This window comes from Streptoverticillium reticulum, assembly GCF_047456005.1.
In the GTDB taxonomy this organism is placed as follows: domain Bacteria; phylum Actinomycetota; class Actinomycetes; order Streptomycetales; family Streptomycetaceae; genus Streptomyces; species Streptomyces reticulum.
Genome location: NZ_CP179755.1, coordinates 604,947 through 620,166, shown reverse-complemented (window position 1 = coordinate 620,166; position 15,220 = coordinate 604,947). Strand labels below are relative to the sequence as shown.

Below are 15,220 nucleotides of genomic sequence, written 5' to 3'. Positions count from 1 at the left end.
CACCGCGGACAACGACCTGTCCGCGGTGGTGACCGAACTTGCCTGACGACAACAGCACAAAGAGCGGAAGGAACGGCATGAAGGTCGTGTTCCTGATTCACAACGCCTACGCCATCGGAGGGGTGGTCCGCGCCACGGCGAACCTCGCGGCGGCCTTCGCGGAGCGGCACGAGGTCGAGATCGTGTCGGTGTTCCGCAACGCCGACAAGCCCGCGCTGCCGCTGGACCCGCGGGTCAAGCTGGTGCCCCTGGTGGACCGGCGGCCGGGAGCGGGCGACGAGGCACACCCCCTGCACGCGGAGCCGTCGCGCGTCTTCCTCACCCTGGACGGCTTCGCCCCCGGCTACACCCGGCTCGCCGACGAACGGGTCGGCGACTTTCTGCGCCAGACCGATGCCCAGGTCGTCGTCTCCACCCGGCCGGGACTGTCCGCCTACCTGGCGGCCTGCACGGATGCCCCGTACCTGCGCGTGGCCCAGGAACACGAAGGGTTCCGCGCCGCGCGGGGACGGATGCGCGCCGATGTCGACGCCGTCTACCGGGAGTTGGACGCGGTGGTGCCGCTGACCGAGGCGGACGCCCGGCTGCACCGCGAGCACTTCGGCGACACCACAGTGCGGATCACCGTCATCCCCAACGTCGTTCCGGCACCGTCCGTCACTCCGCCACGGCAGCGCGCCGCACTGGTCGTGGCCGCAGGAAGACTGGCCCGGACCAAGCGGTTCGACCTCATCGTCGACGCCTTCGCCCAGCTCCTCCCCGACCACCCCGACTGGCGACTGCGCATCTACGGCCGCGGCCCGGACGAGGCACGGCTGCGCCGCCTGATCAACGAGCGGGGCCTGTACAACCACGTGAGCCTGATGGGTTCCCGGGCGTCGCTGGACACGGAGTGGAGCAAGGGCGCCATCGCCGTCGGCGCCGCCGTCCGCGAAACCTTCGGGATGCCCCTCGCCGAGGCCATGCAGTGCGGACTGCCCGTGGTCAGCACCGACTCCCCGCACGGGCCACGGGAGATCATCAAGGACGGTGTCACCGGACTGCTCGTCCCCAACGGCGACGCACAGGCGCTCGCGGGCGCGCTGCGCACCCTCGTCGAGGACCGCGAACTGCGCGAGCGCATGGGCGCCGCGGGCCGGCTCGCCGTCCGCCGCTTCGCCCCCCACCGGATCGTGGCCCGCTACGAGCGGCTGTTCGCCTCCCTGGCCCGCACGGAGCCGCCGGCGGCGGACTGCACGGTGCTCAGGCCGGGCCTGCTGCGTATCCGGCTGCGCCCGGTGGGGATGCTGCCCGCGGACACCGCGCTCGTCCTGCGACGGCGCGCCAGGACGGCGGACGAGGTCCGCCTCCTCCGCAACGGGGCCGACGGCGGCTGGGTCTTCGACGTGGAGACGGACATGACGGAACTGCCCGAAGGACACTGGGACCTGACGGCCGATGTGCCCGGGCGTCCCCCCGTGCCCCTGACCGCAGGGGTGGTCGAGACCGCGGAACTGCTGCTCCGGGGAGGCTCCGGCCCGGCGCCGCTGAGCTGGTCCATCCCGTACGCCACCGTCGACGGCAGGCTTGCACTGCGGGTATGGAGACGGGAGCGGCACGCCGAGATCACCGACGTGGCCGTCGAGGCGGGCACGGTCACGGTCACCGGGCGGCTTTTCGGACCGGACGGCGCGACGCCCGTGGACCGGCCCACCGCCGTGCTGCGCGCCCGGCGCAGCACCCGCGCGGCCGACCTCGAACTGCCGCTGGAGATCCGCGCCCCGGGACCGGGCCGGCGCGACCCGTGCACCTTCACGCTCTGCTTCGCCGCGGCCGACCTCGGCAGCGCCGGGGCCGGGCCGCACGACGACTGGGACCTGTGGCTCGTCCCCCGTGCGGAGCAGGATCCCGTGCGCGCCGGACGACTGCTCGACGACATCGTCAACCGCAAGAGCGTCGACGTGTACCCGCACATCGAGGTCACCGCCGCGGACCGCGGCCCGGTGCGCGTCCGCCCGTTCTTCACCCCCTCGAACGAACTGTCCGTGAACGCCGTGGAATCGATACCGGCCCCTGCAGAGCAGGACAGCGCCGGATGAGCGACTCACAGCGGCCCGGCGAGGCTGTCCCCCTGCAGATCTGCTGCCACCCCGACGACGACCTCTGCTGCATGAACCCCGACCTGCACCACGCCCTGGCGTCCGGGGCCTCCGTGACCATCGTCCGCCTCGCCGCGGGCGAGGCGGACGGCCGCAACGGCTCCCGTGGCACGCCGCAGAGGCAGCCGAGGCCGGCGATGCCGGCGAGGAGCAGGCCGACCATGCTCCACACGGTGATCCGCAGCGCCCTGCGGCGGGAGGGGGTCTTCGGTGACATGCCAGCGACGCCAGGGGCGGCCGGAGCCGGGAGACGCTCTCCAAGGTCGACTGCGGAGCATGCAGGGATGACCGGGTCAGCTCCCAAGCAGCGCTGGAACGCGGATGGTTGCCGCTGCGTGCGGGACTGCGGCCAGCGTGCCCGCGGCCACCGCGGCGGCCAGCGCCGGGGCCGGCGCGACCGGTACGAGCACGTGCGGCGGCCGCGGCCCGCGCCACCGCACCGCAGCCGTTGCCACCATCGTGCCGCACACCGCGGCGCCCGTGCTCACCAGCGCCGCGAGGCCGAAGTCGGTGCCCCGCGGCGCCCGGTCCGAGCCCGCCCCGGTCCAGGCGGTCCAGCCGCCGGTGACGGCCGCGAGGGCCAGGGCGGCCAGGGTCGTCATGGCCGGGACGCCGCCCCAGCGGTTCAGGGCACCGCACGAAGTGAGCACGCCCAGCCCCACGGCCGAGGCCGGCAGGTGCGCCACGGTCAGCGCATCGGTCCCTTCACCCGGGGTGCGGTCCCACAGAGGCCACAGCAGGCCGACCGACAGCGTCAACAGGACCGAGGCCCCCAGGACTTCGCCGGCACGGGACGGTCCGCGCAGCACCCGATGCTGCGCGGTCGGCGCGCGAGGAACCCGGCCGGCGCCCCGGACAGCAGGGCGCAGGCGGCGGAGGTCAGGGAGTACAGGACTGCCGTCGTCACGTGGTGGTCGGGAAGCAGCCTCATGGTCCTCGGTGTTGCTTTTCGGCCGGTTCGCGTGGGCCGGTGCTCCGGCCTGCTTCAGCAGACCCGGCGTCTTCTCCCGGAGGGATCGGAACTGCTGGGTGTGCTGCCAATGTGACGCAGGTCGCCGTCCTCTTTGGATACGTGCCTGATCAACTCGCCGGGTCACCGAAGGGCAACTCCAGCACGAACGCCGCCCCGCCGCCCGTCGGTTCGGGCGCCACGTACAGCCGTCCGCCGTGCCGCGCGGCGATGTCGCGGGCGATGGCCAGGCCCAGGCCGCTGCCGCCCGCGTCCCGGCTGCGGGACTCGTCCAGCCGCGTGAAGCGCTCGAAGATCCGTTCCCGGTCGGCGGGTTCGACGGCCGGGCCGTCGTTGTGCACCTGCACGCGCCAGACGTCCCCGGTGTGCTCGACGGACACGGTGACGGTCGTACGGGCATGGCGCACCGCGTTGTCGAGGAGATTGCGCAGCAGTCGCATGAGGTGCAGGGCGTGGCCGCGCACGGGGACGGTCTCGGGCGCGTGGACGCCGATCGCAGGCCCGTCGGGCCGTACCGCACGTGCCTCGTGGGCCAGTTCACGGGCCAGGCCCGCCAGGTCGACCAGGGCATCCTGCTGCCCTCCGGCATCCGGGCGGGCGAGGAAGAGCAGGTCGTCGGCGAGCGCCTGGATGCTGCGGGCGGCCGTCAGCGCGTGCCGGGTCGCCTCCGGCCAGGCGGTCCGCTCGGGGTGGGCGAGAGAGATCTCCAACTGCGAGCGCAGCGCCGTGATGGGGCTGCGCAACTCGTGCGAGGCATCGGCCACGAAGCGCCGCTGCTGCTCGGCCGCGCGCTCCAGCCGGTCGAGGGTTTCGTTGGTGGTGACGGCCATGCGGGAGATCTCGTCCCGGGCGCGGGGTACGGGGACGCGCCGGTCCAGCTGCCGTTCGCCGAGCTCCGCGAGTTCGGAGCGGATCGCCTCCACGGGGCGCAGGGCGCGCCGGGTGGCGACGTAGGCCGTGGCGGCCACGATCAGGGCGGCCACGGGGACACCCGTCCACAGGGAGGGGGCCAGGCCGTCGACGGCGGCCTGGGCCACGTCGGGCAGGACGACGACGTAGACCGTGTAACGGCCCCCGGAACGGCCGAACATGGTGGGCTCGCCCTGGGCGACGTCGACGGAGGCCGCGACGAGGGTCAGGGTGCGGTGGGCGAGCGGGGCGGCGGAGGGGGCCCCGTCGCCGGGTGCCGGCCCGGCGGCGAAGCTGACGGTGCCGGTGTCCGGGTCGGTGGCGGGGGACGCGCCCACGGGTGCCGGTTCGAGGGCGCCGAAGCGGACGGTGCGGGTGTCGGTCCAGTCCGGGCGCGCGTCGGCGGGCGCGGCGGGCAGCTGCTCGGCGAGCCCCTGGTAGCTGCCGGCGCCGTTGCCCTCGGTGCCGATCCTGCCGTCGGGCTTGAGGACCAGGTACGGCCAGTCCGACTGGTCGGCGGAGATGCCGTTCGCCCGTTGGCTGAGGATGATGTTCCGGGCCACGGCACGGGCCTGGACCCGGGCCTTGTCCACGGTGTCCGCGTAGCACGCGGCGTACAGGCGCTGCTGGAGCCACCACGCCCCGCCGCTGAAGACCACGAGCGCCGCCAGCCCGGCGAGAGCGGCGGTGCGGACGCGGGTGGGCAGCCGGTCAAACATGCAGGGGGCCGTCCTCGACCAGCCGGTAGCCGGCGCCGCGCACCGTCTCTATGGAGTGCCTGCCGAAGGGCGCGTCGATCTTGCGGCGCAGGGTGCTGATGTAGACCTCGACGATCGCCGTCCCGCCCGCGTAGGCCATGTCCCACACCTCGTCGAGGATGTCGGTCTTGGACAGCGCGGTCCCCGGGGCCTGCAGGAGGCACTTGAGGACGGCGAACTCGCGTGGGGTTACGGCCACTTCGGTGTCGCCGCGGCCGCAACGGCGGGTGGCCGGGTCGAGCCAGAGGTCACCGCAGCGGAGCGTTTCCCCACCGGTTCCGCCGCCGCGGCGGATCAGCGCGCGCAGCCGGGCGCACAGCACCACGTAGGAGAAGGGCTTGGTCAGGTAGTCGTCCGCGCCTGTGTCCAGGCCTTCGGCCTCGTCGTGCTCCCCGTCCTTGGCGGTGAGCATCAGGACGGGGGTGTGCACGCCGGCCGCGCGCAGTTCCGCACAGACCCGGTAGCCGTGCACGCCGGGCAGCATGATGTCGAGGATGATCGCCCGGTAGGAACGCCGCTGGGCCAGCCGGAGCCCGGCCAGACCGTCCGCGGCGAGGTCCACCGTGTATCCCTCGGCCTCCAGACCGCGCCGCAGCGCTGCACCGACCTGCGGATCGTCTTCCACCACCAGGATGTTCATGGCGACCAGGATGGCAGATGTATGCGTCTGTTCCTTAAGCCGTCTTAGGAATCTTTAGTGGCTGTTAGGCGCTTTTCATGCACTCTGTGCGAACCTCCGGCCGACCCGTGCCGGGCCCCGAGCGTGAAGGGTGCTCATGGACGCACAGGACGACACCGCGACGCTGCCCGCCGTCAGAGACGCCGCCCACACCCCCGACGGCGGCCGTCCAGCCGCCCCGTCCCGGAGGAAGAAGGCGGCGACGGGCACGCTGGTAGCCCTCGCCGTCCTGCTCACGGGCGGCGGCGTGACCTACACCTGGCTCCGCGACCGCCCCGCCGCGGAGGCGCCCGAAGGACCGGGCGAGGCCAGGTCGGTCGCAGTGATCAGGACCGACCTCGGCGAGCAGAAGACCATGGCCGGAACCCTGGGGTACGGCGAGGCGACGACCGTCAAGGGCCCGGGCGCCGGCACGGTCACCTGGCTGCCGAAGGCCGGGGAGACGGCCGAACGCGGCAAGCCGCTCGCCCGCATCGACGACCGGCCGGTGACCGTCTTCTACGGGGACATGCCCCTGTACCGCAAGCTGGGCCAGGCCCCCGAGCCGTCCGCCGGAGCCTCCGCGAAGAGCAGCTCTCCCGCCTCCGGCGAGCCCCGTCCCGCCACGACCCCCTCGCCCGGCGGTGCCGGCGACGTCGCGGGACCCGGCACCCGCGGCGCCGACGTGAAGATCCTGGAGGAGAACCTCTACGCGCTGGGCTTCCGCGACTTCGGCCGTCCCGACACCCTCCTCACCGACGCCACCGTGACGGCCGTCAAGCGCTGGCAGAAGGCCAACGGCGACCAGCATCCGTCCGGCGTCGTCGATCCCGCCGACGTCCGCGTCATCGCGGTCAGCGCACGCATCGGTGAGATCAGGGCCCACGTCGGTGACCGCGCCGACGGCGAGCTGCTCACCCTCACCGGCGGCACCCGCTCCGTGACCGTGCCGTTGCCGGTCGCCGACAAGCCGCTGGCGCCCCAGGGCACCAAGGTGACCGTCGACCTGCCGGGAGGCGCGAAGAGCACCGGCACGGTCCGCGACGTCGGCACCGTCGCCGCCCAGGACGGCAAGACCGGCTCCGGCGGCGACGGCGGGGGAGCGGACAGTGCGGCGGGCGATGCCAAGGTCAAGGTCACCGTCTCGCTCGACGACCCCGGCGCTGCCGACGGCCTCGACGGGGCCCCGGTGTCGGTCGGCTTCACCAGCGGTTCCCGCACCGGCGTCCTGGCCGTGCCCGTGGGCGCCCTGGTGGCGCTGCGCGAAGGCGGTTACGCGGTGCAGGTCACCGGACAGGGCGCCGAGAAGCCGCACCTGACCTCCGTGAAGACCGGGATGTTCGCGCAGGGCCTGGTCGAGGTCTCGGGACCGGAGATCAAGGAGGGCGTCCGGGTGGTGACCGCACAGTGACCGGCGTCGCACGCCCGATCCCGCCGCCCGTCCTGGAGCTGGAGGACGTCTGGAAGAGCTACCCGGGCGGTGTCCATGCACTGCGCGGCGTCTCCCTGTCCATCGCCGAGGGCGAACTGCTGGGCATCGTCGGCCCGTCAGGCTCCGGCAAGTCCACCCTCCTGCACCTGATGGGCATGCTCGACCGCCCGACCTCCGGCAGCGTGCGGGTGCGCGGCCGGGACGTCGAAGGGCTCGGCGACCGCCGGCTGTCCGCACTGCGCGGACGCTCGCTCGGCTTCGTCTTCCAGCAGTTCCACCTCGCCGAGGGACTGACGGCCACCGACAACGTGGCCACCGGCCTGCTCTACGCGGGCGTGCCCGCCCGCCGCCGACGGGCCATGGCCCGCGAGGCCCTGGCACAGGTCGGTCTCGCCGACCGGGCCGGGCACCTGCCCCACCAGCTCTCCGGAGGCCAGAAACAGCGCGTCGCCATCGCCCGCGCCCTCGTCAACCGCCCCGCCCTGGTGCTCGCCGACGAGCCGACCGGGGCCCTCGACAGCCGCACGGGCCACGCCGTGATGGACCTGCTGCGGGAACTGCACGCTGCCGGCACCACCATCGCCGTCATCACCCACGACCGGGAACTGGCCGCCACGCTGCCCCGCCGGGTGGAGATCCTCGACGGCCGCGTCCGGCACGACACCGGCACCCGCCCGCCGGCGAAGGGAACCGCATGATCCCCCGCTTCCGCAGGACTGCCCGGCAGGACGCCGGAGCGTACGGCACGGAGGACGTCCGGCCCGTACGCCTGCCACTGCGGGACGTCCTCGCGCTGGGCGTGCTGCGCCTGCGCACCCGGCCCGCCCGCGCCGTGCTCTCCGCCCTCGGCATCTCCATCGGCGTCGCGACCATGGTGATGGTCGTCGGCATCCCCGCCTCCGGAAAGCAGGCGCTCGACGAGGACATGGCACGACTCGGCACGAATCTGCTGAAGGTCCAGAAGTCCGCCGACGCGGGCGGGATGCGCAGCGAGGAACTGCCCGAGCAGGCCGCGGCCATGGCCGCGCGCATCGGGCCCGTCGAGGCCACCGCGGCGGTCGGCAAGCTGCCCGGCGTGTCCGTGCGCCGCTCCGACAAGGTCCCCGCCGGCGACACCTCCGGCGTTTCCGTCGTCACCGCGAGCGGTGACTTCCGCACGGCACTCGGCGCCGAGGCCCACGCCGGCGCCCTGCCGGGCGGGGCCGCCGGCGCGTTCCCCACGGTCGTCCTCGGCGCGACCGCGGCCCAGCGGCTCGGCATCACCGACCTGCAGCCTCAGGACGGCACCGCCGGACCCCAAGTACGGCTCGGCGAGCACTGGTTCACCGTCACCGGCATCCTCAAGTCGATGCCGCTGCTGCCGGAGATGGACTCCACGGCCGTCGTGAGCCTGCCGGCCGCCAAGGAACGGCTCGGCTTCGACGGCCACCCCTCCGTCGTGTACGTCCGGGCGAGGGAGTCCGCCCTGGACGACGTCCGCGCCGTGCTCGCCGCCACCGTCAACCCGGAGAAGCCCTCCGGCGTCTCCGTCAGCCGGCCCTCCGATGCGCTGCGTGCCAAGAAGATGACCGAGACGGCCTTCTCCTCCCTCTTCCTCGGGCTGGCCGGGGTCGCGCTGCTCGTCGGCGGGGTCGGAGTGGCCAACACCATGGTCGTCTCCGTACTGGAGCGCCGCACCGAGATCGGCCTGCGCCGCGCCCTGGGTGCCGCGCGGGGCCAGATCCGCGCCCAGTTCCTCACCGAGTCGGTGGTGCTCTGCCTGCTGGGCGGCATCGCCGGCGTGGTCCTGGGCGTCGCCGGGACCGCGGCCTGGGCCGCCTCCCAGGCCTGGCCGGCCGTCCTGCCGCTGCCCGCCGTGTTCGGTGGCCTGGGCGCAGCGCTCGTCGTCGGCACCCTCGCCGGGCTCTGGCCGGCCGTGCGCGCCGCACGCCTCACTCCCACCGAAGCACTGGCAACGTCCTGAACTCCCCGGAAAGAGAAGGCCCTTATGCATCGCATCATGCGCTCCGCCGCTCTGGCACTGGCGGCTGTCACCGCCACCGCACTGCTGGCCGGCTGCGGCAGCAGCAGCGGCTCGGGCAAGGACGGCGACAACGTCGCATCGCTCCGGAAGCCCGGTGACGCCGCGACGCCCCAGGGCTCCGGCGGCCCCTCGGCCAAGAAGTACAAGGCGGGCAGCAAGGAAGCCGCTCAGGCGTACGACGCGTGGCACGCCGAGTTCCGGACGTGCACGGCGAGGAAGGCCGAGCAGCAGGGCATCGAGGTCGTGGAAGGCACCGGCAAGGACGAGGGCGAACTCAGGCCGAAGGGCCGGAAGCAGTTCGTGTTCGGGCAGGACGCGAAGGGCAATACCACCTACGACAGCCCTCTTACCCAGAAGTGGTTCGAGAAGGTGATCGGCCCGTGCCGCCAGGAGCACCCGCTGCCGGAGGCCGACGACGACAAGGGCGACGCCGCACACCTCGCGCAGCTGCGCAAGACCTACGAGTGCCTGCGCGGCGAGGGACTGCAGGGGCTGCACGAGCCGACTGCGGACGCCCCGGAGCTCTTCACCCCGGAGGGCACGGGCAAGTACCTCGGCGACAACCCCGACCCCAAGGCCAAGGCGGCACTGGACAAGTGCGGAGCCGGCCGGGGCTGAGCGCCGCCGCGCCCGGGGCTGCACCGTAAGGGAACCCGCGGCGTGGTGCGCCCCCCTCCGCTCCGTGGCCACGGTACACACGGGGGCATGGCCCGACCGAGTATCCGCAGCGTTGCCGCCCAGATGTTCGTGCTGCAGGTGGTGATTGTGCTGCTGCTCGTGGTGGCGGCCGTGACCACGCTGCTGCTGAAGGCCCGCGCAGACAGGTTCCAGTCGGCCCGCGACCGCTCGCTCGCCGGGGCCGAGGCCTTCGCCCACGGCCCCGGCCTGGCGGACGTGCTGGGCGGCCCCGACCCGACCGCGGTGCTGCAGCCGCTGACCGAGGCGGCCCGCAAGGAGGGCGGGCTGTCCTTCATCACCGTCATGAACCCCGACGGCACCCGCTACACCAACCCCGACCCCTCCCTGATCGGAAGACCCTTCCGGGGCACCCTGGGGCCCGCGCTCAAGGGCGGCCGCACCGTCGAGACGGTCGAGGCCACGCAGGGCGAACGGGTCCAGGCGATCGTCCCGGTGAAGGACGCACGGGGCGCCGCCGTCGGCCTGGTGGCGGCCGGCATCCAGGTCAGCCAGGTCAGCAGCACGGTCAACCGACAGCTCCCGGTCCTCGTCGGCGCCGGCGCCGTCGCGCTCGCCGTGGCGACGGGCGGCACGGCGCTGGTCAGCAGAAGGCTGCGGCGGCAGACCCACGGCCTCGGCACGGCCGAGATGACGCGGATGTACGAGCACCACGACGCGGTGCTGCACGCCGTCCGCGAAGGCGTGGTCATCGTCGACGGGGACGGGAAGGTCCTGCTGGCCAACGACGAGGCGCGCCGCCTCCTCGGCCTGCCCGAGGACGTGGACGGGCGGCACGTCTCCGGGCTCGGCCTCGCCCCCCGGACGGCCGATCTGCTGGCCTCCCGGCGCGTGGTCACCGACGAGGTGGTCCCCGTCGAGGACCGGCTGCTGGCGGTGAACACCCGGCGCACCGACCGCCGCGGCGGCCCGCCCGGCAGCGTGGCCACCCTGCGGGACACCACCGAGCTGCGCGCCCTCGCCGGCAAGGCCGAGGTCGCCCGCAGCCGGCTCGCGCTGCTGTACGAAGCGAGCGTGGCCGTCGGCACCACCCTCGACGTCGAGCGCACCGCCGCGGAGCTCACCCAGGTGGCCACCCGGGAGTTCGCGGACTACGCGAGCGTCGACCTCGCCGAGCCGGTCCTGCGCGGCGAGGAACCGCCGGTGCTGACATCGGGCACCGAACCGGCCGAGCTGTACCGCGTGGCGCTCAGCGGCGCCCGGGACGACCATCCCCTGTACCGGGCGGGCGGGCCGGTGAGGTTCGCCGCGCCTTCTCCGGCGGCCGTGGGCTTCGTCAGCGGACGACCCGTACTGGTCGCCGACTTGGAGACCGAATCCAGCTGGCGGACCCAGGGCGCCGAGCAGAACCGGGCCGTGCTGGACCACGGGCTGCGTTCGCTCATCACCGTGCCGCTGGCGGCGCGCGGCGTGATGCTGGGAATCACCACCTTCTGGCGCACCCGCGACAGCGAACCCTTCGAGGAGGACGACCTGTCCCTGGCGGAGGAGCTGGCGGCCCGCGCCGCGGTGTGCATCGACAACGCGCGCCGTTTCACCCGCGAGCACGCCATGGTCGTGACCCTGCAGCACAGCCTGCTGCCGCGCGAACTCCCCGAGCAGAACGCCCTCGACGCCGATCACCGCTACCTGCCCTCGCCGGCCGGGGTGGGAGGCGACTGGCTCGACGTCATCCCGCTGCCGGGAGCCCGCGTCGCGCTGGTCGTCGGCGACGTGGTCGGCCACGGCCTGCACGCCGCCGCCACGATGGGCCGCCTGCGCACCGCCGTGCAGAACTTCTCCTCCCTCGACCTGCCGCCGGACGAACTGCTCAGCCACCTCGACGAGTTGGTCGCCCGCATCGACCAGGAGGCGGCATCGGCGGACGACGCGTCCCCCGTCGCGGGAGCGACCTGCCTGTACGCGGTCTACGACCCGTCCACCGCGACCTGCTCGATGGCCAGAGCAGGCCACCCGCCGCCCGCGATCGTCCTGCCCGACGGCACGGTGGAGTTCCCCGAGCTCGCCGCCGGACCGCCGCTCGGCGTGGGCGGCCTGCCCTTCGAGGCCAAGAAGCTGCACCTCCCCGAAGGCACCGGCCTGGTGCTCTACACCGACGGCCTCGTCGAGGACCGTGACCGCGAACCCGGCGCGGGCCTGGGGACGTTGACGGCCGTGCTGTCCCGCCCCGGACGGACACCCCGGGAGGTCTGCGACGCGATGCTTGAGGCGCTGCCTCCGGCAGACGACCGCCGGGACGACATCGTCCTGCTGGCCGCCCGCACCCGCGTCCTTCCACCCGACCGCATCGCCGCCTGGGACCTCCCCTCCGACCCCGCAGCGGTGGCCCAGGCCCGCGCCGACGTCACCCGACAGCTCACCGCATGGGGCCTGGACGAGGCCGTGTTCACCACCGAGCTCATCCTCAGCGAGCTCGTCACCAACGCCATCCGCTACGGCACCGAACCGATCCGGCTGCGCCTGCTCCTCGACCGCTCCCTGATCTGCGAGGTCTCCGACGGCAGCAGCACTTCCCCGCACCTGCGCTACGCGGCCGACGAGGACGAGGGCGGCCGCGGCCTCTTCCTCATCGCCCAGCTCGCCGACCGCTGGGGGACGCGCTACACGGCGAGGGGAAAAGTGATCTGGGCCGAGCAGGCGCTGCCCATGTAGCCCGATGGAGGATCAGCAGACCAGGACGCCGACACCACCTGGAAAGTCGGCCAGGGCACCGCCATCGAGGGACGGCCGCGAGTCCGCCCAGCGCGCCACGGTGGCCTTCACCGTCAAGTAGGCGAGCAGGCGAGCAGGCGAACCGGTACTCCTCCTGCGCACCGAGCGCCGGGGGTCAGGACGTCTCGATCCGGGATCGTCCCGTCGGCGTTCACGGCATGAAGTCCGGCGAATGGAATTTGAAGCTCGGTGACTGAGAACACGAATCGGAGTGGCGCCATGCCGAACACAGGAACAGAAGCCCGCCGCGTCCGGGGCCGGGTGGCGGCCGCGCTGATCGCGGCCGCTTCACCGGCCTTGTCCCTCACCGGATGCGCGGACAATGCGATCTCGCCGCGTTCGGCACGCAACCTGGCGCTGGACGACAAGGATACGGCTGGAACGGGCTCCGAAGTCGACTGCCAGAAGGCCAAATGCATAGCCCTGACTTTCGACGGCGGGCCAGGCAAGGACACGCCCCGACTGCTGTCCTTGGGCATCCTGCTCCAGGGAGCGTCAGGTACGTGCTCCCTCCCGGCCCCGGAAGTCCTCGACCGGCGAGGAGAGGAAACTGCCGGGGCCGATTTGCCCGTCGGGGCGGTACCGGAAAGGATCGGCGGGCCGCTCGGTGCGAGCGGCCGGTGATGCCCGGGAAGAACAAGGCGGGGGCGGGATGAGCGAGCACGGCCGACGGCAGCGGCACCGGACGGTGGATCGCGTCGTGTGGATCCTGGAGGCCGCCGCGCGGGCGCCGGGCGGGGTGACCGTGGCCGAGTTGGCGCGGACGGTCGGGGCGCCCGCGAGTTCGGTGCAGGATCTGGTCAACGGCCTTGTCGCGACCGGTTTTCTGGTGGAACAGCACCGGCGCTTCGGACTCGGGCCCGCCCCGCACGTCCTCAACCTCATCGCCGGCCGGGTCGTCCCGCGGATCAGTCGGGCCGAGCTCGGCGAAATGAGCCGCGTCGCGGGTACCCCGGTGCTGCTCACGGTGCGGGTCGGGCTCGATGCCGTGTACCTCGCGCGCGGCGGCGAGGACCACATTCCCCGCCTCGTGCCGCTCGCCGACCAGCACGTCGCCCGGCCGCTGCTGCGCACCGCCGCGGGCCGTCTGCTGCTGGCCTTCACCGACGAGGCGGAGCGCCGCGGGCTGCTCGACGAGCTCGCCCGCCACGACCCCGAGGCGGTCGCCGAGTTCCGCACTGCTCTTCCGGCGATCCGCGCGTCGCGGATCAGCCGCAGCGAGGGGCTGGCCGACCCCGAGGTCAGCGCACTCGCGATCCCCGTCACCGACGGCCCCGTCGTCACGGGAGCCCTCGCCCTGATCCACCAGCGCCGCGGCCGCTCGGAGCGGCTGCGCCTGGACCGGGCGGCGGCCCGGCTCCTCGCGCACATCCAGGAGAGCCGGATGTGATGTCCGCATCGATTCACGGATATCCGTGAATCCGGGCGCTCGTCCGGTGCCGGGAACGAGCATCCCGGCATGACTTCGAACGCACTGACCACGACCGGTGAGATCGTCTCCCGGCTGCTGCACACCCTCGGCGACCCCGATCCGGCCCGCGGGGCCGAGGACATCACCGTCGTCGGGGCCGACCCCCTGGTGCCCTCGGTGCACCGCCTCGCCGATGCCATGTCCGCCGCGATCGGCGTCTTCGGACGGCAGACGGCGGCGGTCGGCGAACAGCGCGGTCACCGCCACCAGAAGGTGGAGGTGCAGGCCGGCGCCGCGATCGACCAGCTCATGGCGACGTATCACACGACGCTCTCGCGGCGCCCGCTCACCGCCCTCCTCGACGATCCGACACTGCTCGGCAACAACGACTTCTACCGGGCGCGCGACGGCCGCTGGATCTACATCATCACCACCTATCCGCATCTGCGGGACGCGGTCTGCTCCGTGCTGAGGTGCGGGCTCGACAAGGTGGGGATCGCGCAGGCCGCGGCCGGCTGGGACGCCTTCACCCTGGAGGAGGCCATCTGCGCGCGCGGCGGCGTCGCCTGCGCGGTGCGCAGCCGGGACGAGTGGCTCGCGCACCCCGCGGGGCGCTATGTCGCGCAGCGCCCGGTCGTCGAGATCGAACGCATCGGCGACGGACCGGCCCGCCCGCTGGAGCCGATCGACGAAGCCGACGAGGCGCTCACGGGCGTACGGGTGCTCGATCTCACCCATGTCATCGCGGGTCCCGTATCGACGCGACTCCTCGCCCAGTTCGGCGCCGACGTGCTGCACCTGACGCGTCCCGACCGCCCCGACCCGATCCCGATGATCGCGATGACCGGCGGCGGCAAGCGCAACGCCTACTGCGACCTGCGCGACGACCACGACCGTGCGGCCTTCCACGACGCACTCCAGGACGCGGACGTCTTCGTGCACGCCTACCGGGGACTCGCCCGGCACGGGGCGTCGACCGAGGAACTCGTCCGGTGCCGCCCCGGACTCATCACCCTCGAATACCACGCCTGGGGCGCCGAAGGCCCCTGGGGCGAACGCGGCGGATTCGACCAACTCGCCTGCTCGGCCACCGGATTCGCCGTCGAGGAGTGGACGGACCGGCCCTCGCTGCCGCCGACGTACCTGCTCAACGACTACCTCGCCGCCTACCTCGGGGCCGCCGCCGTCGCAACGGCCCTGGGCCGGCGTGCGACGGAGGGCGGCTCCTGGCGGATCCGCGTGACCTTGGCCGGGGTGTGCCACTGGGTGCAGGAACTCGGGCTGCTGGCGCGGGAGGACGTACTCGGCCTGGCCCTGCCCGGGCGCGTACCGCTCGCCCCGCTGTCGACCACCGCGACCGACTTCGGCCCGCTCACCGAACCGGCGACGCCGTTCGCGTACAGCGGGCGCACGGTCCCCCAGCCCGGCCGCCGTTCCCCGCTCGGCTCCGCCGATCTCCAGTGGCGCTAGGCCACGTCATCCGTCCGCCCCGCCAACTCCCCAGAAGGAACCC

At 73.3% G+C, this 15,220-nt stretch carries 12 protein-coding genes; 9 read left to right on the top strand and 3 right to left on the bottom strand.

The features are described from left to right. The first annotated feature begins 77 nt into the window (after nucleotides 1-77). Nucleotides 78-2,078: a glycosyltransferase gene (locus ACMATS_RS02755; protein ID WP_414166735.1), complete on the top strand. Its 2,001-nt coding sequence runs from the start codon at nucleotides 78-80 to the stop codon at nucleotides 2,076-2,078. A gap of 353 nt (nucleotides 2,079-2,431) precedes the next feature. On the opposite strand, the gene ACMATS_RS02750 is transcribed toward ACMATS_RS02755, so the two are convergent. The 3 genes from ACMATS_RS02750 to ACMATS_RS02740 all read right to left on the bottom strand — a co-directional run bounded on the left by ACMATS_RS02750 (nucleotide 2,432) and on the right by ACMATS_RS02740 (nucleotide 5,415). After that, a complete protein-coding gene (locus ACMATS_RS02750) occupies nucleotides 2,432-2,947 on the bottom strand; it encodes a hypothetical protein (RefSeq protein ID WP_414166734.1) in 516 nt (171 codons plus the stop codon). A 271-nt stretch (nucleotides 2,948-3,218) separates the two neighbouring features. Further along, a complete protein-coding gene (locus ACMATS_RS02745) occupies nucleotides 3,219-4,736 on the bottom strand; it encodes a sensor histidine kinase (RefSeq protein ID WP_414166733.1) in 1,518 nt (505 codons plus the stop codon). Beyond that, nucleotides 4,729-5,415: a response regulator transcription factor gene (locus ACMATS_RS02740; RefSeq protein ID WP_414166732.1), complete on the bottom strand. Its 687-nt coding sequence runs from the start codon at nucleotides 5,413-5,415 to the stop codon at nucleotides 4,729-4,731. Before ACMATS_RS02740 ends, ACMATS_RS02745 begins: the two co-directional genes overlap by 8 nt. Nucleotides 5,416-5,551: 136 nt before the next feature. On the opposite strand from ACMATS_RS02740, the gene ACMATS_RS02735 reads away from it, so the two are divergent. The 8 genes from ACMATS_RS02735 (at nucleotide 5,552) to ACMATS_RS02700 (ending at nucleotide 15,177) form a co-directional block, all read left to right on the top strand. Beyond that, the gene (locus ACMATS_RS02735; protein WP_414166731.1) at nucleotides 5,552-6,844 is read left to right on the top strand and encodes a peptidoglycan-binding protein; all 1,293 of its coding nucleotides are present in this window, start codon (nucleotides 5,552-5,554) and stop codon (nucleotides 6,842-6,844) included. Beyond that, nucleotides 6,841-7,563: an ABC transporter ATP-binding protein gene (locus tag ACMATS_RS02730; RefSeq protein ID WP_390781267.1), complete on the top strand. Its 723-nt coding sequence runs from the start codon at nucleotides 6,841-6,843 to the stop codon at nucleotides 7,561-7,563. Before ACMATS_RS02735 ends, ACMATS_RS02730 begins: the two co-directional genes overlap by 4 nt. After that, nucleotides 7,560-8,828: an ABC transporter permease gene (locus ACMATS_RS02725; RefSeq protein WP_414166730.1), complete on the top strand. Its 1,269-nt coding sequence runs from the start codon at nucleotides 7,560-7,562 to the stop codon at nucleotides 8,826-8,828. Before ACMATS_RS02730 ends, ACMATS_RS02725 begins: the two co-directional genes overlap by 4 nt. 24 nt (nucleotides 8,829-8,852) lie before the next feature. Then, nucleotides 8,853-9,506 (top strand): hypothetical protein, encoded by a 654-nt coding sequence (locus ACMATS_RS02720; protein WP_414166729.1) that lies wholly within the window; start codon nucleotides 8,853-8,855, stop codon nucleotides 9,504-9,506. Nucleotides 9,507-9,593: 87 nt separating this feature from the next. Next, on the top strand, nucleotides 9,594-12,236 hold the full coding sequence (locus ACMATS_RS02715) for a SpoIIE family protein phosphatase (protein ID WP_414166728.1): 2,643 nt from the start codon (nucleotides 9,594-9,596) through the stop codon (nucleotides 12,234-12,236). Between the two features lie 279 nt (nucleotides 12,237-12,515). Beyond that, nucleotides 12,516-12,920, top strand: a complete 405-nt coding sequence (locus tag ACMATS_RS02710) for a hypothetical protein (protein ID WP_414166727.1) — start codon at nucleotides 12,516-12,518, stop codon at nucleotides 12,918-12,920. Between the two features lie 28 nt (nucleotides 12,921-12,948). Beyond that, nucleotides 12,949-13,686, top strand: a complete 738-nt coding sequence (locus ACMATS_RS02705; protein WP_390781271.1) for a helix-turn-helix domain-containing protein — start codon at nucleotides 12,949-12,951, stop codon at nucleotides 13,684-13,686. Nucleotides 13,687-13,755: 69 nt separating this feature from the next. Next, the gene (locus ACMATS_RS02700; protein ID WP_414166726.1) at nucleotides 13,756-15,177 is read left to right on the top strand and encodes a CoA transferase; all 1,422 of its coding nucleotides are present in this window, start codon (nucleotides 13,756-13,758) and stop codon (nucleotides 15,175-15,177) included. Nucleotides 15,178-15,220 lie beyond the last annotated feature (43 nt).

Coding starts and splice junctions, on each gene's coding strand:
- ACMATS_RS02715 (WP_414166728.1), top strand. CDS start 9,594: ATGGCCCGACCGAGTATCCGCAGCGTTGCCGCCCAGATGTTCGTGCTG.
- ACMATS_RS02745 (WP_414166733.1), bottom strand. CDS start 4,736: ATGTTTGACCGGCTGCCCACCCGCGTCCGCACCGCCGCTCTCGCCGGG.
- ACMATS_RS02755 (WP_414166735.1), top strand. CDS start 78: ATGAAGGTCGTGTTCCTGATTCACAACGCCTACGCCATCGGAGGGGTG.
- ACMATS_RS02725 (WP_414166730.1), top strand. CDS start 7,560: ATGATCCCCCGCTTCCGCAGGACTGCCCGGCAGGACGCCGGAGCGTAC.
- ACMATS_RS02740 (WP_414166732.1), bottom strand. CDS start 5,415: ATGAACATCCTGGTGGTGGAAGACGATCCGCAGGTCGGTGCAGCGCTG.
- ACMATS_RS02720 (WP_414166729.1), top strand. CDS start 8,853: ATGCATCGCATCATGCGCTCCGCCGCTCTGGCACTGGCGGCTGTCACC.
- ACMATS_RS02705 (WP_390781271.1), top strand. CDS start 12,949: ATGAGCGAGCACGGCCGACGGCAGCGGCACCGGACGGTGGATCGCGTC.
- ACMATS_RS02710 (WP_414166727.1), top strand. CDS start 12,516: ATGCCGAACACAGGAACAGAAGCCCGCCGCGTCCGGGGCCGGGTGGCG.
- ACMATS_RS02735 (WP_414166731.1), top strand. CDS start 5,552: ATGGACGCACAGGACGACACCGCGACGCTGCCCGCCGTCAGAGACGCC.
- ACMATS_RS02700 (WP_414166726.1), top strand. CDS start 13,756: ATGACTTCGAACGCACTGACCACGACCGGTGAGATCGTCTCCCGGCTG.